At 69.5% G+C, this 17,868-nt stretch carries 23 protein-coding genes; 13 read left to right on the forward strand and 10 right to left on the reverse strand.

Annotation, left to right across the window (positions count from 1 at the left end; genetic code table 11):
• Positions 1-163: 163 nt before the first annotated feature.
• The 5 genes from ACH4YP_RS25535 to ACH4YP_RS25555 form a co-directional block, all read right to left on the reverse strand.
• Positions 164-1,156: an aldo/keto reductase gene (locus tag ACH4YP_RS25535; RefSeq protein WP_398492690.1), complete on the reverse strand. Its 993-nt coding sequence runs from the start codon at positions 1,154-1,156 to the stop codon at positions 164-166.
• Positions 1,157-1,203: 47 nt separating this feature from the next.
• Positions 1,204-1,665 (reverse strand): nuclear transport factor 2 family protein, encoded by a 462-nt coding sequence (locus ACH4YP_RS25540; protein WP_398492692.1) that lies wholly within the window; start codon positions 1,663-1,665, stop codon positions 1,204-1,206.
• A 198-nt stretch (positions 1,666-1,863) separates the two neighbouring features.
• On the reverse strand, positions 1,864-2,658 hold the full coding sequence (locus ACH4YP_RS25545) for an ABC transporter permease (RefSeq protein WP_398492694.1): 795 nt from the start codon (positions 2,656-2,658) through the stop codon (positions 1,864-1,866).
• Positions 2,655-3,635: an ATP-binding cassette domain-containing protein gene (locus tag ACH4YP_RS25550; RefSeq protein WP_398492696.1), complete on the reverse strand. Its 981-nt coding sequence runs from the start codon at positions 3,633-3,635 to the stop codon at positions 2,655-2,657. The genes ACH4YP_RS25545 and ACH4YP_RS25550 overlap by 4 nt, the downstream gene beginning before the upstream one ends.
• 64 nt (positions 3,636-3,699) lie before the next feature.
• On the reverse strand, positions 3,700-4,374 hold the full coding sequence (locus ACH4YP_RS25555; RefSeq protein ID WP_361072764.1) for a DUF4097 family beta strand repeat-containing protein: 675 nt from the start codon (positions 4,372-4,374) through the stop codon (positions 3,700-3,702).
• Positions 4,375-4,600: 226 nt separating this feature from the next.
• On the opposite strand from ACH4YP_RS25555, the gene ACH4YP_RS25560 reads away from it, so the two are divergent.
• Positions 4,601-5,353 (forward strand): helix-turn-helix domain-containing protein, encoded by a 753-nt coding sequence (locus ACH4YP_RS25560; protein WP_361072762.1) that lies wholly within the window; start codon positions 4,601-4,603, stop codon positions 5,351-5,353.
• Between the two features lie 22 nt (positions 5,354-5,375).
• Here ACH4YP_RS25560 and ACH4YP_RS25565 read toward each other — a convergent pair whose 3' ends face one another.
• Both ACH4YP_RS25565 and ACH4YP_RS25570 read right to left on the reverse strand, forming a co-directional pair.
• Positions 5,376-5,621, reverse strand: a complete 246-nt coding sequence (locus ACH4YP_RS25565) for a hypothetical protein (RefSeq protein ID WP_398492699.1) — start codon at positions 5,619-5,621, stop codon at positions 5,376-5,378.
• Entirely contained in the window at positions 5,618-5,842 is a 225-nt protein-coding gene (locus ACH4YP_RS25570) for a hypothetical protein (RefSeq protein ID WP_398492701.1), read from the reverse strand. The genes ACH4YP_RS25565 and ACH4YP_RS25570 overlap by 4 nt, the downstream gene beginning before the upstream one ends.
• Before the next feature lie 116 nt (positions 5,843-5,958).
• On the opposite strand from ACH4YP_RS25570, the gene ACH4YP_RS25575 reads away from it, so the two are divergent.
• The 3 genes from ACH4YP_RS25575 to ACH4YP_RS25585 all read left to right on the forward strand — a co-directional run bounded on the left by ACH4YP_RS25575 (position 5,959) and on the right by ACH4YP_RS25585 (position 7,326).
• Positions 5,959-6,903 carry a Scr1 family TA system antitoxin-like transcriptional regulator gene (locus ACH4YP_RS25575; RefSeq protein WP_398492703.1) on the forward strand — a complete coding sequence of 315 codons (945 nt, stop codon included), beginning with the start codon at positions 5,959-5,961 and terminating at the stop codon, positions 6,901-6,903.
• Entirely contained in the window at positions 6,866-6,979 is a 114-nt protein-coding gene (locus ACH4YP_RS25580; protein WP_398492705.1) for a DUF397 domain-containing protein, read from the forward strand. Before ACH4YP_RS25575 ends, ACH4YP_RS25580 begins: the two co-directional genes overlap by 38 nt.
• Positions 6,980-7,119: 140 nt before the next feature.
• Positions 7,120-7,326, forward strand: coding sequence for a hypothetical protein (locus tag ACH4YP_RS25585; protein ID WP_361072748.1), 207 nt, complete (start codon positions 7,120-7,122; stop codon positions 7,324-7,326).
• 190 nt (positions 7,327-7,516) lie between these two features.
• On the opposite strand, the gene ACH4YP_RS25590 is transcribed toward ACH4YP_RS25585, so the two are convergent.
• A complete protein-coding gene (locus ACH4YP_RS25590) occupies positions 7,517-7,969 on the reverse strand; it encodes a PLD nuclease N-terminal domain-containing protein (RefSeq protein WP_361066442.1) in 453 nt (150 codons plus the stop codon).
• Between the two features lie 106 nt (positions 7,970-8,075).
• Here ACH4YP_RS25590 and ACH4YP_RS25595 point away from each other — a divergent pair, with 106 nt between their 5' ends.
• From ACH4YP_RS25595 to ACH4YP_RS25635, 9 genes are all read left to right on the forward strand, one after another.
• Positions 8,076-9,536, forward strand: a complete 1,461-nt coding sequence (locus ACH4YP_RS25595; RefSeq protein WP_398492707.1) for a menaquinone biosynthesis decarboxylase — start codon at positions 8,076-8,078, stop codon at positions 9,534-9,536.
• Positions 9,533-10,435: a menaquinone biosynthesis prenyltransferase MqnP gene (gene mqnP / locus ACH4YP_RS25600; RefSeq protein WP_361066436.1), complete on the forward strand. Its 903-nt coding sequence runs from the start codon at positions 9,533-9,535 to the stop codon at positions 10,433-10,435. Before ACH4YP_RS25595 ends, mqnP begins: the two co-directional genes overlap by 4 nt.
• 47 nt (positions 10,436-10,482) lie before the next feature.
• Entirely contained in the window at positions 10,483-11,055 is a 573-nt protein-coding gene (locus ACH4YP_RS25605; RefSeq protein WP_398492710.1) for a Uma2 family endonuclease, read from the forward strand.
• A 31-nt stretch (positions 11,056-11,086) separates the two neighbouring features.
• The gene (locus tag ACH4YP_RS25610; protein WP_361066430.1) at positions 11,087-11,761 is read left to right on the forward strand and encodes a UbiX family flavin prenyltransferase; all 675 of its coding nucleotides are present in this window, start codon (positions 11,087-11,089) and stop codon (positions 11,759-11,761) included.
• A gap of 134 nt (positions 11,762-11,895) precedes the next feature.
• Positions 11,896-12,351, forward strand: a complete 456-nt coding sequence (locus ACH4YP_RS25615; RefSeq protein ID WP_361066427.1) for an Lrp/AsnC family transcriptional regulator — start codon at positions 11,896-11,898, stop codon at positions 12,349-12,351.
• A 96-nt stretch (positions 12,352-12,447) separates the two neighbouring features.
• A complete protein-coding gene (gene mqnE / locus ACH4YP_RS25620) occupies positions 12,448-13,611 on the forward strand; it encodes an aminofutalosine synthase MqnE (protein ID WP_398492711.1) in 1,164 nt (387 codons plus the stop codon).
• Positions 13,612-13,713: 102 nt separating this feature from the next.
• Complete coding sequence (locus tag ACH4YP_RS25625) at positions 13,714-14,238, forward strand: GNAT family N-acetyltransferase (protein ID WP_361066421.1); 525 nt, start codon at positions 13,714-13,716, stop codon at positions 14,236-14,238.
• Positions 14,239-14,387: 149 nt separating this feature from the next.
• Positions 14,388-14,690, forward strand: coding sequence for a DUF4229 domain-containing protein (locus ACH4YP_RS25630; RefSeq protein ID WP_361066418.1), 303 nt, complete (start codon positions 14,388-14,390; stop codon positions 14,688-14,690).
• Positions 14,691-14,758: 68 nt separating this feature from the next.
• Positions 14,759-15,442, forward strand: coding sequence for a TetR/AcrR family transcriptional regulator (locus ACH4YP_RS25635; RefSeq protein WP_361066415.1), 684 nt, complete (start codon positions 14,759-14,761; stop codon positions 15,440-15,442).
• Positions 15,443-15,459: 17 nt separating this feature from the next.
• Here the strand turns inward: ACH4YP_RS25635 and ACH4YP_RS25640 are convergent, their stop codons facing one another.
• Positions 15,460-16,335, reverse strand: coding sequence for a MaoC/PaaZ C-terminal domain-containing protein (locus tag ACH4YP_RS25640; RefSeq protein WP_361066412.1), 876 nt, complete (start codon positions 16,333-16,335; stop codon positions 15,460-15,462).
• Positions 16,336-16,389: 54 nt separating this feature from the next.
• Positions 16,390-17,730: a 3-oxoacyl-ACP reductase gene (locus ACH4YP_RS25645; protein ID WP_361066409.1), complete on the reverse strand. Its 1,341-nt coding sequence runs from the start codon at positions 17,728-17,730 to the stop codon at positions 16,390-16,392.
• Positions 17,731-17,868: the final 138 nt, after the last annotated feature.

A 17,868-nucleotide genomic window follows, 5' to 3' on the forward strand; every position in this document is an offset into this window, starting at 1 on the left:
GGCTGCCGCCCCCAGACCCCCGCTTCGGCCTGAACGGCCTCGTCCTCAAACGCCGGACGGGCTGGTAGTCAGCCCCTCCGGCGTTTGAGGAGCGGGGGTTCGGGGGCTGGCCCCCGAGTAGTGACGGGAATGGGTAGGGGCGGCGGGGGCGAGAAAAGACCCCCTACCCCGGCGTCGGCACCCCCTCCGCCAGCAACCCACCCGCCTTCACCGCCGCCCAGAACTCCCCCGGAACAGGGCGGTTGAAGTGAGACACGGTCTCCGCCACCTCCGTGGGCGACCGCGCCCCGACGACCACGTTCGTGACCGCGGGGTGGGCGAGCGGGAACTGGACGGCCGCCGCGAGGGGCGGGACGTCGAAGGCCGTGCAGATTCTCCTCAACGCACCGATACGCGCGGCCAGTTCAGCCGGCACCGACGAGTACCCGTGCGGAGCACCCGGCCGCGGATCGGCCAGCAACCCCGACTGATAGACACCCGCGGCCATGACAGCCACCCCCCGCTCGACACACAACGGCAGCAACTCGTCGAGCCCCGACTGGTCGAGGAGGTTGTACCGCCCGGCCAGCAGCACGCAGTCGGGCCCGGGCGCAGCCGCCTCCCTCAGGAAGCGCGCCGCCACCGGCGCGTGGTTGACGCCGAGGGAGACCGCGCCGACGACACCCTCGGCCCGCAGATCGGCCAGCGCGCGGTACGCCTCGCCCACCGCGGCCCCGAAGTCCTCGTCGGGATCGTGGACATGGAGTACGTCGATCCGGTCGAGCCCCAGCCGCCCCAGACTCTCCTCGACCGATTGCAGCACCCCGGCGTACGAGTAGTCGAGCCGCGGCCCGACCCCGGCCGGCGGGTCCGCCCAGATCGGCTGGGTGTCCGGCCCGCCCGGCTCGATGAGCCGCCCCACCTTGGTGCACAGCACGTACGTGTCACGGGGCCGCGACGCGAGGGCAGTGCCCGTACGGGTCTCCGAGCGCCCGTACCCGTACACGGGAGCCGTGTCGAAGAGTCGTACGCCCAACTCCCAGGCGGTGTCGATGGCGGCGGCCGCCTGCTCCTCGGGCACCGGCTCGAACAGGCCGCCCAGGGAGGCGAGTCCCAGCCCGAGTCGGCTGACCCGAAGTCCCGTGCGGCCCAGTGGTACGAGGTCGTCGGCTCTCATCACCAACCTCTCCCCACGACACGACCCGTCTAACGCGACCGGCGTGCCTACTCGGCGAGGGCGGCGGCCACCGCCGGCAGGCGGCCCATGGCGTGCGCCACGCCGAGTCCGTCCATGTAGTCGCGGACATGGGTGATCAGGCCGTCGTGGACCCGGATCACCAGCAGGCCGGGGAAGCTGAAGGACCGGCCGGTCGTGGTCACGGTCCCGGTGACGACCTGCTCGACGGTGATCACCTCGGGGTCGGTGCTGTCGTGCACGACGACGTCACGGATCTCCCGCGGTCGCGCCGGGCTCGCGCCCCAGGCCGCCCGGTATCCCGTACGTACCTCCTCGCGCCCCTGGTACCGCTCGGGCATGCCGGGGAAGAGGAACGGGAACTCGTGGACGGCGTCCACCGCGTAGAGGTCGGCCAGGTCGTCCGCGGAACTGTCGAGCATCGCCTGCTGATAGCGGGCCAGCACCTCGCGGGGGCCGGGGGAGGAGTTGACGGCTGCTGTGTCAGGCATGGCATCGGTCTCCGTTCGTTCGGGTCTCCTACGAGTCTCCAGTCTTCGGCGGTCACGCCGCGCCGCGTTTTCCGCGTCGGTCCCGCCGCGCCGATCTCTCCGAGGACGCCGACAGGGCGGCGTACTCCGACACCACGTCGGAGTGCGCCGCCCTGGGGCGGGACGAGTTGCGGGAGGTGGCCCGCGCTGTCACGGCGGTTATTTCGGGTCGCTGTTGAACTTCGCGGTCGACCAGAAGTAGCCGAGCACCGCGAGCCCCACGCACCAGGCGAGGGCGAGCCAGCCGTTGTGGCCGATCTCGGTGCCGAGCAGCAGGCCGCGCAAGGTCTCGATGGCCGGTGTGAAGGGCTGGTACTCGGCGATCGGCTGGAACCAGCCCGGCATCGCGTCGACCGGGACGAACGCGCTGGAGATGAGCGGCAGGAAGATGAGCGGCATGGCGTTGTTGCTGGCGGCCTCGGCGTTCGGGCTGATCAGGCCCATGCCGACCGCGATCCAGGTGAGTGCCAGGGCGAAGAGTACGAGCAGTCCGAACGCCGCCAGCCACTCCAGGACCGTGGCGTCCGTGGAGCGGAAGCCGATGGCCACGGCGACGGCGCCGACGAGGAGCACGCTCATCACGCACTGCAGCACGCTGCCGACGACGTGCCCGATGAGTACCGAGGGGCGGTGGATCGCCATCGTGCGGAAGCGGGCGATGATGCCCTCGGTCATGTCGTTGGAGACGGACACCGCGGTGCCGATGGTCGTGCTGCCGATGGTCATCAGCAGCAGGCCCGGGACGAGATACGCGATGTACGCGGACCGGTCCGGACCACTGCCACTGCCTATGCCCGCGCTCATCGTGTCGCCGAAGACGTACACGAAGAGCAACAGCAGCATGATCGGTGTGAGCAGCAGGTTCAGGGTGAGGGACGGGTAGCGGCGGGCGTGGAGCAGGTTGCGGCGCAGCATCGTGGACGAGTCGCGCACGGCGAGGGCGAGGGAGCTCATCGGACAGCCTCCTTGGGCTGGTTGGGCTGGTTGGGCTGGTTGGGGACGTCGGCCGGGCCGGTCAGGGCGAAGAACACGTCGTCGAGGTCGGGGGTGTGGACGGTGAGTTCGTCGGCCTCGATGTCTGCCGCGTCGAGCCAGTCGAGGACGGAGCGGAGTTCGCGTTGGCTGCCGTCGCTGGGGATCTGGAGGGAGAGTGCCTCGTCGTCGCGGGTCGCCTCGCGCAGGGCGAGGGCGGCCGTCTGGTACGCACCCGGGTCGGAGAACCTCAACCGCACATGCCCGCCGGGGATCAGGCGTTTCAGCTCCTCGGCGGTGCCTTCGGCGGCGATCTGGCCGTCGTTCAACACGGCGATGCGGTCGGCGAGTTCGTCGGCCTCTTCCAGGTACTGGGTGGTGAGGAAGACCGTCACCCCGCCCGTGACCAGCTCCCGGATGATGCCCCACATGGTGTGGCGGGAGCGTGGGTCGAGGCCGGTGGTGGGTTCGTCGAGGAAGATGATCCGGGGGTTGCCGACCAGGGTCATGGCGATGTCCAGGCGGCGTTTCATGCCGCCGGAGTAGGTGGAGGCCGGCTTCTTCGCCGCCTCCAGCAGGTCGAAGCGTGCCAGGAGTTCGGCGGTGACCCGGCGGCCCTCCTGCTTGGAGAGGTGGTGCAGGTCCGCCATGAGGAGCATGTTCTCCTCGCCGGTGATCAGGCCGTCCACGGCGGAGAACTGGCCGGTGACACCGATCGCCGCCCGCACCGCCTGGGGGTCGGCGGCCAGGTCGTGGCCGCCGATGTGGATGTCGCCGGTGCCGGGGCCGGCGGAGACGAGAGTGGAGAGGATCTTCACCGCGGTGGTCTTGCCGGCGCCGTTCGGGCCGAGCAGGGCGAAGACCGTTCCTTCGGGGACGGCCACGTCGACGCCGTCGAGCACTGTCTTGTCGCCGTAGGACTTGCGCAGTCCGTTCGCCGAGATGGCCAGGTCGGTCATGATGGGTGCTCCTTCGGAGGCCGCGGACGGTGTGTCGTCCGGAGGCTGCGGGTGGGGTGGTCGCTCAGAGGCTTCGGGCGGTGATGTCGCCGTAGGCCGTGGTCGCGCGGATGTTCAGGCCGGCGTCGGCGCCCTCGGTGTTCTTGAGCGCGTTGTCGATCCGGCCGTAGGTGGTACCGGCGTCCAGGGAGGCGGAGACTCCGCGTGCGGCGCCGACGGAGATCTCGCCGGCCTCGGTGCGCAGTTCGACCGTGCCGCGCACGGCCTCGGCGATGTGGATGCCGCCCTTCTGGGTGCTGATCTCCGCGGAGCCGCCCAGGCGTCCGACGGCGACGTCGCCCGCGAGGAGGGTGAGGCGGGCGCTCGCGGTCTCGTCGAGCTTGACCGAGCCCTGCGCGCCCTCGAAGGCGACGTCGCCGAGCCGTCCGACGCCCCGGAACTCGGCGCTGGCCGCCTTCGCCTCGACACGGGAGCCGGCGGGCAGCTGGACGGTCACCTCGACGGATCCGGAGTTGCCGAGGATCCGGTTCTTCGCCGGTGCGGTCTCGATCCGCAGGACACCGTCGTCGCCGAACGCGACCTCGATCCGCTCCGCCGCCTTCACGTCGCGGCTGTTGGAGGTGTCCGCCGGCAGGACCTCGACCGTGGTGTCGGCCCGGTCGGCGGCGATGAACCGGATGCGGCCCGCGGGGATGTCGAGAACGGCGGAGATCGCGGCGGGGGTGTCGAACTTCTGCATGGTGTTCTCCTCTTGCGCTGCTTGTTTCTGGCATCGCAAACGCTACGTTGCGTTCATAGATCGCGCAATTGAGTCGTTGCGCTGAATTGGCATCAGTGCAGCTAGAGGTGCAGTTATCGTTGCAATCGTCTAGGTTTTAATGCAACGTACGTTAGGCTGCGCGTTGCATTGGGCTGCGAGTGAACGCTATGCTGGAGGTGTCGAAGAAGTGTGAAAGGGGACCGCGATGCCGGGAGGCAGACTCACCCAGCAGGAGCGCCAGCAGATCGGGCTGGGGCTGGCCGACGGGCTCGCCTACGCGGAGATCGCCAGGCGTCTCGACCGTCCGACCTCGACGGTCACGCGTGAGGTGATGCGCAACGGCGGTCCCACCGCCTACCGCTCCGACCTGGCCCACCGCGCCACCGAGCGCCGCGCCCACCGGCGCAGACAGGCCGGGCCCCGGGGGGCGGAGGCACCTCCGCAGGCATACGGGCGCGATGCCGAAGCCGTGCGCGAGTACGAGGAGACGTTCACCACCGTCTTCATGGGGCAGGGCCTGCCCAAGATGATGTCCCGGGTGCTGGCCTCCCTCTTCACCAGTGACGCGGGCAGCCTCACCGCGGCCGAACTCGTCGAGCGTCTCCAGGTCAGCCCGGCGTCCGTCTCCAAGGCGATCGCGTTCCTGGAGAGCCAGGACCTCGTCCGCCGGGAGCGCGACGAAAGCCGCCGGGAGCGTTACGTGGTCGACGACGACGTCTGGTACCAGTCGATGGTGGCAAGCGCCCGCGGCACCTTCCAGCTCGCCGAGACCGCACGGCAGGGCGTCGGCATCCTCGGCCCCGACACCCCCGCCGCCGCCCGCCTGGAGAACATCGCCCGCTTCATGGACTTCGTCGGCGAGAGCATCAGCCGCGCGGCGGACCAGGCCCGCGAAATCCTCCACACGAAACCCGAATCGGCCCCACGGGGCACCGGAGAGCCCGCCGGGAGCGAGTGAAGTGGCAGGGGTGGTCGGTCAGTCAGTGTCCCTGACGGTGTACGTCTTCCACCCCGTCCCCACGGAGATGTCGTCTCAGCAGCACGTCGGCGTCGGTCTCCGCGCTGCGGTTGCACCGGGCGCGGGCATCGTCACGCCGTATCGCGAGCTCGGTGCACGCCGGGCAGCCGGGGACGGGCACGGGCGGACGGCTCAGGTCGTCTTCATCGCCATGACCCCGGTCCTGGTCCTGGTCCTGGTCCTGGTCCTGGTTCTGACGTACCGTCACAGCAGCCTCCCCGAGCGCTTGTTGGTCGCCTTGAGAGTTGCGGCCAGTCGCTCGTCGGCGGTGGCCGGGCGGATCCGCTCCGGGTCGGCCTGCCACTCCCGGCCGCCGCCCACCGGGCGCAGCATCGCGTACGGGCCTGTCGTGTCCCGGTACTCGCCGACCCGTTGCGTCCCCGGGTCGTAGACGAGGGCTCCGCGTTCCGGCGCTGTTTCAGCTTCCACTTACGCTCCGTACGTTCGCTCATTACTCTGGGTGCATCCAGCGTTGCCGAACGGAACAGCCCGTTTCAACGCATGACGCGTGCCACTGGCGCACTGTCACGGAGGGAACGGACGCCGTGAGTCGACGCAACGCCGAGGGCGGTTCGGCGGTCACCACCGCCGCCGTGTTCGGGGAGGTCCTGAAACACTTCCGCGAGACCGCCGACCTCACCCAGGAGGGCCTGGCCCGCCAGATCCCGTGCGACCGCTCACACGTGGCCCGCGTGGAGGCCGGTACGCGCGTCCCACAGGACACGTTCGCCAAGTCGTGCGACGAACTCCTGGGTACGGGTGGGGTGTTGGTGCGGTTGTGGAGCCGCATCGACTGGTATCCGGAGGTGCAGCATCCGGACTGGTTCGAGCGCAGGGCCAAGATGGATGAGCAGGCGGTGGCCCTGCGGGAGTATCAAGAGCGGGTCGTCCCAGGCCTGTTGCAGGCGCCGGGCTATGCGCACGCGCTGTTCTCCCAGGTCGCGAGCGGTGACGAGGTGGAGGAGCGTGTACGGGCTCGGCTGAGCCGCCAGCCGCGATTCCTGGCCGACGGCGGTCCGCTGTACGTCGCCGTCCTGGACGAGAGTTGTCTGCGCAACGCGGTGGGGAGTCCGGAGGTCATGCGTGAGCAGTGCGCGCATCTGCTGAGCGTCGGACAGCGCCCCAACATCCGTATCCAGGTGGCCCCGGCGGGCCTCTTCGGGCTCGTCCGCCCCAGGGGCTCGATGTCGTTGATCAAGCTGCCCGACGGGCACGAGTGGGTGTACTCGGAGTCGCTGGACCGTGGGCATTTCAACGACGATCCGGCCGTCTTCGCGCGCTACAGCCAGACCTATGATGTGCTCAGGGCGGACATTCCGTCAGCCCGCGAATCCGCCGCTCTGATCAGCGACGTGATGGAGGGGTACGAGCATCATGGACAGGTACGAGCTGAGCGCGGCGACCTGGATCAAGAGCAGCTACAGCGACAACAACGGCGGCAACTGCGTCGAAGTGGCCCCCGCCTTCCCCGGCATCGTCCCCGTCCGTGACAGCAAGAACCCCGCCGGCCCCGTCCTGCTCATCCGGCGGAGCGCCTGGGCCGTGTTCGTGGCGGGCGTCCGGTAGGAGACGCCAACTCCTTTGGTAGGGCTAGCTACACCTCCACTCAGGGAGGTCGCTTCATGGTGGCGAGGAGCGGGTGGCGGGATGGTTGAACCCAGACGCTCCCGGAGGTTCACAGCCTCTCCGCCCGGAAGGAAACCGCCATGAACATCCCCGCCACCGTCAGCACCCCCACGACCGGCCCGTCCGCCGTCATCGCGGCGCCCGAGAGTGATCTCGCTCCGCTGCTGGCCGCCTGGGATCACGCGCACTCGGCCGCGACCGGTGATCCCGAGTGGCGGCATCTGCTCGACGAGATGGCCCATCCGCGCACGACGCAGGCGTTCAACCGCCTGGCGGTGGGGCGTTGACCGCAGGGCCTTTTCTCTCGCCCCCGCCGCCCCTACCCATTCCCTTCCCTTACTCAGGGGCTCCGCCCCCGAACCCCCGCTCCTCAAACGCCGGAGGGGCTGAAGTTCAAGTGGGGGTCTGGGGGTGTCAGCCCCCATGGGACGGGAATGGGTAGGGGCGGCGGGGGCGAAAATCCCTCAGGACCCCGCCTCAGGGCTTCGGCGGTGTGGAGTCGTCCGGGCCGTCGCCGGACCCGCCCTCCCGCCGCTTCAGCTCCTCCTCGCGGCGGCGGAGGTCGTCCTCCCAGTTCTTGAGGTGCGCCTCGTCGTCCGTCACGGCGTCCGTCGGGGAGTCGTCCTTGTTCTGGTCCTTGCCCTCGCCCTTGTTGCCGTCCTTGCTGTCGTCCTTCAGGGACTTCAGGAACTCCGGGTTGTCGTCGGGTGCGACCCAGCCGCCCCGGCCGGGGGACGAGAGGCCGCGCGGCTTGCGTACGTGGCCGACGAGCAGCCAGGAGATCGAGCCGACGAGCGGGAACAGCAGCACGAGCATCGCCCAGAGCGGCTTCGGGATGTAGCGGATGTCCTTCTCGTCGGTGGTGATGCAGTCGATGAAGGCATAGATGCTGAGCCCCAATGGCACCAGAATCATCAGCACCCGAAGCATTCGGCGGTCCCCCTGCATGTGGAGTGTGGAGAGGCGTGCGAGATCGGGGCCGGGTCAGCGGCCCCCGTTACAGGTTCAGCGTAGCGAGTAGCCGATACTGGAACGCATGGCTTACGACGATCTTCGCTCCCTGCTCCGGGCGCTTGAGCGCGAGGGCGACCTCCAGCGCATCAAGGCCGAGGTGGACCCGTATCTGGAGGTCGGGGAGATCGTCGACCGCGTCCAGAAGGCGGGCGGCCCGGCCCTGCTCTTCGAGAACGTGCGCGGGTCGGCGATGCCGCTCGCGATGAACGTCTTCGGGACCGACCGCAGGCTCCTCAAGTCGCTCGGCCTGAAGTCGTACGACGAGATCAGCGAGAAGATCGGCGGCCTGCTCAGGCCGGAGCTGCCGCAGGGGTTCATCGGGGTGCGCGAGGCCTTCGGGAAGCTCGGCGCCATGACCCACGTACCGCCGAAGAAGATCAAGTCCGACAACGCGCCGGTGCACGAGGTCGTGCTGCAGGGCGACGAGGTCGACCTGGACCGGCTGCCGGCCCTCTTCACCTGGCCCAAGGACGGCGGGTCCTTCTTCAACCTGGGCCTGACCCACACCAAGGACCCGGAGAGCGGTATCCGCAATCTCGGGCTCTACCGCCTCCAGCGCCACGACAAGCGCACCATCGGCATGCACTGGCAGATCCACAAGGACAGCCGCAACCACTACCAGGTGGCCGCGCGCAAGGGCGAGCGGCTGCCGGTCGCGATCGCCTTCGGGTGCCCGCCGTCGGTGACGTACGCGTCCACGGCGCCGCTGCCCGGTGACATCGACGAGTACCTCTTCGCCGGGTTCGTCCAGGGCAAGCGGATCGAGATGGTCGACTGCAAGACCGTGCCGTTGCAGGTGCCGGCGCAGGCCGAGGTCGTACTGGAGGGATGGCTGGAGCCCGGCGAGATGCTCCCGGAAGGCCCCTTCGGTGACCACACCGGGTTCTATACGCCGCAGGAGCCCTTCCCGGCCCTGACCATCGACTGCGTGACGATGCGCAAGCGGCCGCTGCTCCAGTCGATCGTGGTCGGCCGGCCGCCGACCGAGGACGGTCCGCTGGGCCGGGCGACGGAGAGGTTCTTCCTCCCCCTCCTCAAGATCATCGTGCCGGACATCGTGGACTACCACCTGCCCGAGGCGGGCGGCTTCCACAACTGCGCGATCGTCGCGATCGACAAGAAGTACCCGAAGCACGCCCAGAAGGTGATGCACGCCGTCTGGGGCGCCCACATGATGTCCCTGACCAAACTGATCGTGGTCGTCGACTCCGACTGCGACGTCCACGACCTGCACGAGGTCGCGTGGCGCGCGCTGGGGAACACGGACTACTCCCGTGACCTCACCGTCGTCGAGGGGCCGGTCGACCACCTCGACCACTCCTCGTACCAGCAGTTCTGGGGCGGCAAGGCGGGCATCGACGCGACGAGGAAATGGCCCGAGGAGGGGTACACACGGGACGGCGGCTGGCCCGACATGGTGCTGTCCGACCCGGAGACGGCGGCGAAGGTCGACCGCCGGTGGAAGGAGTACGGACTCTCGTGAGCAGCGCATCAGCCGCGATCCCGCAGCCGGGGCGCACCAAGGCGTTCCTGCGCCTCGTCATGATCGAGCACTCCGTCTTCGCGCTGCCCTTCGCGTACATCGCGGCGCTGACGGCGATGTTCACGGTGGACGAGAACATCGCCTGGGGCCGGCTGCTGCTGGTGACCGTCGCGATGGTCGGCCTGCGGACGTTCGCCATGGCCGCGAACCGGATCATCGACCGGGAGATCGACGCCCGCAACCCCCGTACGGCCCATCGCGAGCTGGTCACCGGCGCGATGACGGTGAAGCACGCCTGGACGGGCGCGCTGGTCGCCCTGGTGTTCTTCCTCGGCGCGGCGGCCCTGCTCAACCCGCTGTGCCTGGCGCTCGCGCCCATCGCGGTCATCCCGATGGTCGTCTACCCGTACGGCAAGCGGTTCACGAACTTCCCGCAGGCCATCCTCGGGCTCGCGCAGGCGATGGGGCCGGTCGGCGGCTGGCTGGCGATCACCGGCGAGTGGTCCTGGGACGCGGTGATCCTCGGCCTCGCGGTCGGCGTCTGGATCGGCGGCTTCGACCTCATCTACGCCTGCCAGGACGTGAAGACGGACCGCGAGATCGGCGTCATGTCGGTCCCGGCGCGCTTCGGCATCCCGGCCGCGATCTGGGGCGCGCGCGTCTGCCACACCCTCACCACGGCACTCTTCGTCTGGTACGCCCTGGCCACCGACGCGGGGACCTTCTTCTGGGTCGGCCTGGTGATCGTCGCGGGCGCGTTCCTGTACGAGCACTCGATCGTCCGCCCGCACGACCTCTCCCGCGTGAACCGCGCCTTCTTCAGCGTCAACGGCTTCATCGGGATCGCCCTGTTCGTGTGTGCGCTGCTCGATCTTCTGGTTCGTGGTCTGACCGTGTGATTACGGTGCGGCCTACCATCGAGGGCAGGAACCCCAGGGAGGCCACCGTGACCGTCTCGGACCTTGACCGCCTGCACTCACAGCTCAGCAAGCTGGAGGACATGTTCCCCGGCTACCTGACAGAGATTGTCGAGGGCAGCATCGTGATGAACCCGGTCAGGCCGTTCCACGGAAGGACCATCCAGCGGCTGTGGGCCATCGTCGAGGATCAGCTGCCGTCGGAGTGGGCCCTGGTGAGTGATGTGGCCTTTCCGTTCGATGACGCGAACGAGTTCTGTCCGGACCTCGCGGTGATCCCCGCCGAGGCGGAGGCCGAGAACCGCAGTGCGTATCCCTTCGACCTGATCGAGTTCGTCGCCGAGGTGGTGTCTCCGGAGAGCGTCCGGCGCGACTACGAGGTGAAGCCCCGCTGGTTCGCGTCCCGCGGCATCGCCAACTACCTGATTCTCGACCCGCTCAAAGGCCACTGCGTCACGATGTGGAACCCCGGCCCCGACGGCTACCGGGGCCGCGACACCATTCCGTACGGCACGGACCTGATCGTCGATTCGCCGCTGGGCAAGCTGACGATCGCCACCGCACGTCTTCCCATGGACCCGAAGACGCGCGGCCGGTCCTGAGCTCCGGGCGGCCCGCCGGTAGGCTCAGGGTGTGAACGCAGGAGAAACTCAGCGTCGGCCTTGGATCGTGGGGGTCTCCGGCGCGTCCGGAACGCCGTACGCGGCTGCCGTGCTGCGTGCCCTCCTCGCGGCCGGCGAGAGCGTCGACCTGGTCGTCTCGCGGGCCTCACGGCTCACGCTGCTCGACGAGACCGGGATCAGCTTCCGGGACGGCCACTGGCAGGAGGACCTGCGGGAGTGGCTGGCCCGGGGCGCCGACGGAAAGCCCGGCACCTTCGCGGTCGACGTCGACGACGTACGGCACTGGAGCGCGGGGGACCTGGCGGCGGGGCCGTCGTCCGGCTCGTACGCCACCAAGGGCATGCTGATCGTGCCAGCCTCCACCGCCTGTGTCGCCGGGGTCGCGCTCGGCCTCTCGAAGGATCTGTTGCAGCGGGCCGCGAGCGTCACGCTCAAGGAGCGGCGCAAGCTGGTCGTCGCCGTCCGCGAGACCCCGTTGAACGGGCAGACCCTGCGGCATCTGGTGACACTGGACGACGCGGGCGCGACCGTACTGCCGGCCTCCCCGGCGTTCTACGCGGGAGCGACCCACATCCAGGACCTGGTGGACTTCGTCGCCGGGCGCGTGCTGGACGCGGCGGGCGTCGGGCACACGCTCTACCGCCGCTGGGAGGGCGAACTCGGCGGCGGCGCACGCACCGCCTGAGTACCACCCGAGCACCACGTTCGACCTGTACGACCGAGCAGTACGACCGACTTGAACGACAGACCCGTACGACCGAGCAACGCGCAGTACCCACACATCACTTCAGGAACTTTCAGCGGAAGGCTTTCGATCGCATGGACGCGGTGGACAGGCAGCTCATCCAGGCTCTCAGGGAGAACGGCCGGGCCTCCTACGCGGAGCTGGGACGCCTCGTCGGCCTGTCGGGACCCAGCGTCACCGACCGCATCAACCGCCTGGAGGCCGCCGGTGTCATCACCGGCTACCGCGCGACGGTCGACGCGACCTCGCTCGGCCTCGGCGTCACAGCCCTCATCGGCATCTCGCTCTCCGACGCCACCGACCACGAGGACGTGGCGCAGCGGCTCAAGGACCTGGGCGAGGTCGAGGACTGCTGGTTCATCGCCGGCGACGACTCCTACATGCTCAAGGTGCGGGCGCCCGACGTGGACGGCCTGGAGAAGACCATCCGACGGCTGTCGAGGACCAAGGGCGTCTCCCGGACCCGTACGACCATCGTGCTCTCCACGAAGTGGGAGAACCGGGTGGGTGAGCTGCCCGAAGAGGAGTAGGGAGCGGGCACGAAGTGCCTGATGGGGGCCCCTCCCGCCCGAAGGGTGGGGGAGTACGGTTGGCAGGGTTCGTCACTTACGAGAGGTAGAAGCAGCATGGATGTCGGGCTCAAGCGCGAGCTGGAGGACAAGGTCCGGGCCGGTGAGCGGCTGACCCGCGAGGACGGCATCGCGCTGTACGAGTCGGACGACCTGGCCTGGCTGGGCGGGCTCGCCCACGAGGTGCGGATGCGGAAGAACGGCGACGTCGTCCACTTCAACGTCAACCGCCACCTCAACATGACGAACGTGTGCACCGCGTCGTGCGCCTACTGCTCGTTCCAGCGCAAGCCGGGCGAGAAGGACGCGTACACGATGCGCATCGAGGAGGCCGTCCGGCTCGCCAAGGCGATGGAGGGCGAGAACCTCACCGAGCTGCACATCGTGAACGGCCTGCACCCGAACCTGCCGTGGCGCTACTACCCGCGCTCGCTCAGCGAACTGAAGAAGGCACTCCCGGACGTCTCGCTGAAGGCCTTCACGGCGACGGAGATCCACCACTTCGAGACGATCAGCGGTCTGTCGGCGTCCGAGATCCTCGACGAGCTGATCGACGCGGGTCTGGAGTCGTTGACCGGCGGCGGCGCGGAGATCTTCGACTGGGAGATCCGGCAGCACATCGTCGACCACCGCACCCACTGGGAGGACTGGTCGCGCATCCACCGCCTCGCGCACGAGAAGGGGCTCAAGACCCCGTGCACGATGCTGTACGGGCACATCGAGGAGCCCCGCCACCGTGTGGACCACGTCCTGCGTCTTCGTGAGCTGCAGGACGAGACCGGCGGCTTCCAGGTGTTCATCCCGCTGCGCTACCAGCACGACTTCGTCGACGTGAAGGACGGCAAGGTCCGCAACCGCCTCCAGGCGCGGACGCAGATGGCGACGGGCGCGGAGGCCCTGAAGACCTTCGCGGTCTCGCGCCTTCTCTTCGACAACGTGCCGCACGTCAAGGTCTTCTGGGTCATGCACGGCGTCCAGACCGCCCAGCTGGCCCTCCAGCACGGCGCGGACGACATGGACGGCTCGGTCGTCGAGTACAAGATCACCCACGACGCCGACAACTACGGCACCCCGAACAAGCTGACCCGCGAGGACCTGCTCGACCTGATCCGTGACGCGGGGTTCCGGCCGGTGGAGCGGAACACCCGGTACGAGATCCTTCGTGAGTACGACGGTCCGGACGCGGGTCGTCGGGAGTCGCCTCAGCCGATGCGGGTCTGAGGCTGCGGGTGTGTCGGGGCGCGGGCGGGGGTGAGGGCAGCGTGACGTACGTGACGTCGGGCGCGCTTGAGACCCGCCGGGCGTAATAGCTAGCCTTGCCGCATGCCCCTTACCTTCGCTCTCGATCCGGCCGTGACCCCCGAGGTGCGCGACGGCCTTCTCGACCTGTGGACGGATGTCTCCAACGCCGGCGGCGCAGTCGGTTTCGTCGCGCCGGTGGACCGGGAGATGGTCCGTCCGGAGCTGGTGAAACACTTCGTGGCGATGGCGGAGGGCCGCGCCCGGCTGCTGGCCGGGTTCGACGAGGAGGGGCAGGTGGCCGCGACCGCCTTCCTCACCTTCAACACACACCGGCTGATGACCCACTGGGTGTGGCTCTACACGGTGATGCTGCACCCGAAGCACCAGGGCAAGGGGTACGGCCGGGACCTGCTGGCCGCCGCCGCGGACGCGGCCCGCACCTTCGACGGCATCGAGGCGATCCGGCTCACCTGCCGCGGCGGCCACGGCCTGGAGCGGTTCTACGGCTCGTGCGGCTACAAGGAGGTCGGCCGGGTGCCGGACGCGATACGCGTCGCGCCCGGCGACGACCGCGACGACATCTTCATGCTGCTGCCGCTCGCCTGACTCCCCGCACCCCCCTGCAAGATCCGGTGCCGGGCGTGCTTGACTGGACGGTGCCCTTTGGGAATGTCGGGGACTTTCGGACCTCTTCAGCCCCCTTCAGACCCCTTCGGGATCCTGCAGACCCGTTCGACACGGAAGAGTGGATTGAGATGCTCCGCTACACGCTGATGCGCCTGGGAATCCTGGTGGGCTGCCTCGTGGTCGTCTGGGGCCTCGTCTACTCCGGTGTCGCCCCGCGCGGGCTCGGCGACTCGAACGGCATGTGGATCGTCCTGCTCTCCCTGCTGATCTCGGCCCCCATCAGCTTCGTCGTCCTGCGCAAGGAGCGCGACCGCGCCTCGATCCAGATCGTCGAGCGCGTCGACCGCGTCAAGTCCAACCTGGACGCCAACCGCAGCCAGGAGGACGACGTGGTGGACGAGGTGACACGGGCCCAGGGCCAGACGTCGTAACGACCGGCAACTCCGCACGAACCACAACTCCGCCGAGTCGTCGGCGGACAACTCGTACTCTTGCTCGTATGGGTGCAGTGAAGAGCAAGCGGATGCCGCGTGCCGTGCGTGAACAGCAGATGCTGGACGCGGCGGTGCAGACCTTCGGACAGCGGGGGTACCGGGCCGCGTCGATGGACGAGATCGCCGATCTGGCGGGTGTGTCCAAGCCGTTGGTCTATCTGTACCTGAACTCCAAGGAAGACCTCTTCACCGCGTGTATCCGGCGCGAGGCCGCCGCCCTGACCGCGGCTGTGCGCGCGGGAGTTCAGCCGGACGTGCCCGCCGACCGCCAACTGTGGGACGGGCTGCGGGCGTTCTTCACGCACACCGCGCAGAACCCGGACGGGTGGGCGGTGCTGCACCTCCAGGCGCGTACGCACGGGGAGCCGTTCGCCGCGGAGTTCGCCGCGATGCGCGAGGAGATCGTCGCGTTCGTCACGCAGCTGATCGTGGTGGCCGCCCGTGAGGCGCACCGGGACCCGTCGCTGCCCGAGCGCGAGGTCGCCGGCCTCGCGGAAGCCCTCGTCGGCGCCGCCGAGTCCCTCGCCGCCTGGGCCAACGCCACTCCCGGCGTCTCCGCCCGTCAGGCCGCCACGACGTTGATGAACTTCGCCTGGGCGGGCCTGGGGGACCTGATGGAGGGGAGACCCTGGTCGGAGCACGGGTCGCAGCGCGGTTCGGAGCACGGGTCGGCCGGGTCACCCGAGTAAGCAGGGCGGGGCGCGCGTCAGAGCACGGGGAGGACCTCTCCGGACAGGTGCACCCGGCCACCCGCCCCGCGCAGTTCGAAGGCGGCGCCCTCCGCCCCGTACGACACCGTCCCCGGCAGGAGCACCGGCGCCCTGAACTCCGCCCGGACCACGGCCGCTTGGGGCGCCCCGTGCTCGGCGAGGCAGCGTGCCACGGTCCACATGCCGTGCGCGATGGCCCGGGGGAAGCCGAACAGCCGGGCGGTGAGGGGGTGGAGGTGGATCGGGTTGCGGTCGCCGGACGCGGCCCCGTACCGCCGCCCCACATCCCCGGCGAGGGCCCACTCGGCCACGACGGGCAGCGGCTTGCGCTCATCGGGCGCGGCCGGCCCGCGCGTGCTCCCCGCCGCCGCCGAGGTGCGGTGCCGCGCCAGATACGTGCTCCGCGACTCCCACACCACCTCGCCCGCCGCCCGCAGCTCCGTCACGACGACGGCCTCGGTCCCGCGCCGGTGGGGCACCAACTCATCGACGTACACGGCGATCTCGTACTCCCCGGTCGCCGCCGTCGCCTTCTGCCGGGTGATCCCGATGGACGTGTGCACCAGCCCGAGCAACGGCAACGGAAAGGCCCGCTCGCTCATCAGCCGCATGGCCAACGGGAATCCGAGAACATGCGGATAGGTAATGGGCAACTCGTCCTCCCCCACCCCGAATCCGCAGGCCCGCTCATACGCGGCGAGTTTTCCCAGATCGATACGGAGACCCGCGAGGACCAATCGGGTACGGGGTGCCGTGACTCCCGTCCGGGGCCGCTTGAAGAGCGAGAGGAAAGCACCCCGGGCGAGCAATGGCCACAGGCGCGGCGAACGGTCGAGAACGTGGGTGGGTACAGAACCCTTTACGTCGTCCAACCCTGGCTTCCCTTCTCGGCTTTCTCGGCTTTCTCCGCTGAGCACAGGTCTCCTTCACGCGCCCAGAAGGCTCTGGCCGCACACCCGGACAACCTGCCCGTTCACAGCTCCTGACCCCGGATGCGCGAACCAGGCCGTCGTCTCGGCCACATCGACCGGCAGCCCGCCCTGCGCGAGAGAGTTCATCCGCCGCCCCGCCTCACGAATAAACAGAGGAACGGCCGCGGTCATCTTCGTCTCGATGAACCCGGGCGCGACCGCGTTCACGGTCACCCCGTGTTCCGACAGCGCTCGCGGGGCGAGAGACCGCACCAGCCCCACCACCCCCGCCTTGGACGCGGCGTAGTTCGTCTGCCCGGCGTTCCCCGCGATCCCGGCGATGGACGCGGTGGCGACCACCCGCCCGCCGCCCCGGAACACCCCCGCGCCGAGCAGCACATCGGTCGTGCGGAGCACACTCGCGAGGTTGACGTCGAGCACCGAACCCCACCGCTCCGCGGCCATGTTGACCAGCCTCCGGTCCCGGGTGATCCCCGCGTTGTGGACCAGCACGTCGAGCCGCCCGCCGGGCAACGCGTCCGCGATCCGTGCCCCCGCGTCGTCCGCCGTGATGTCGAGCGGCAGCGCGAGACCGCCGAGCCGCTCGGCGACGGCGGCGAGATCGCCCCCGGCGGCGGGCACGTCGAGGCACACCACCAGAGCCCCGTCCCGCGCCAGTGTCGCGGCGACCGCCTCACCGATCCCGCGGGCGGCGCCGGTGACGAGCGCGGTGCGCCCGGCAAGGGGCTTCTCCGGATCCTCGGGCAGGGGCGCGTCACCGGCGCGGCCGTCGTCACCACCGACCTCGATCACCTGGCCGCTGACATAGGCCGACCTCGGCGACAGCAGAAAACGCAGCGTCGACTCGGCGGCCCCCGCCTCCGAGAGCCGTACGAGATTCACCGTCCGCCCGCGCCCGATCTCCTTGCCGAGAGACCGTACGAACCCTTCGAGGGCCTGCTGGACGGCGGCCTGGTGATGGTCGGCGGGGTCCAGCGGCGCACCGAGCACCACGACCCGCCCGCTCTCGGCGACCGACCGTACGACGGGGTGGAGGGCCGCGTGCACCTCGGCCAGTGAGTCGACGTCACGGACACCGGTGGCGTCGAGGACGACGGCGACCGGGCCCGCGTCGCCGGAGAGGGACCCTTCGCCACCGGAGCGCGGCCCCGACCGGGCCAGGACGGGCGCGAGGTCCAGCTCGGACTTGCCCGCGGTGAGATGCAGCAACTCCCCTCGGAGCGACGGCTGTTCGGTGCTCCAGCGGCGCAACCGCACCGGCTGCGGCAGCCCGAGCCGGCGGGTCAGGAACCGGCCGGGGGCGGTGCCGGTGAGACTCAGGTAGCGGTCGGCCATCGTCCAACTCCCAGCTCGGTCGTATTCTTACTCTGGAGTAAGGTTACCCGAGGTAAGCCTACGTCACGGTGAGGAGCAGGTCGAGATGAGCCCTTCGCCCGCTCGGAGACGGCGGCCGTCGACTTCGTCAGGGGTGAC

The organism is Streptomyces sp. NPDC020747, assembly GCF_044334695.1.
GTDB lineage: Bacteria > Actinomycetota > Actinomycetes > Streptomycetales > Streptomycetaceae > Streptomyces.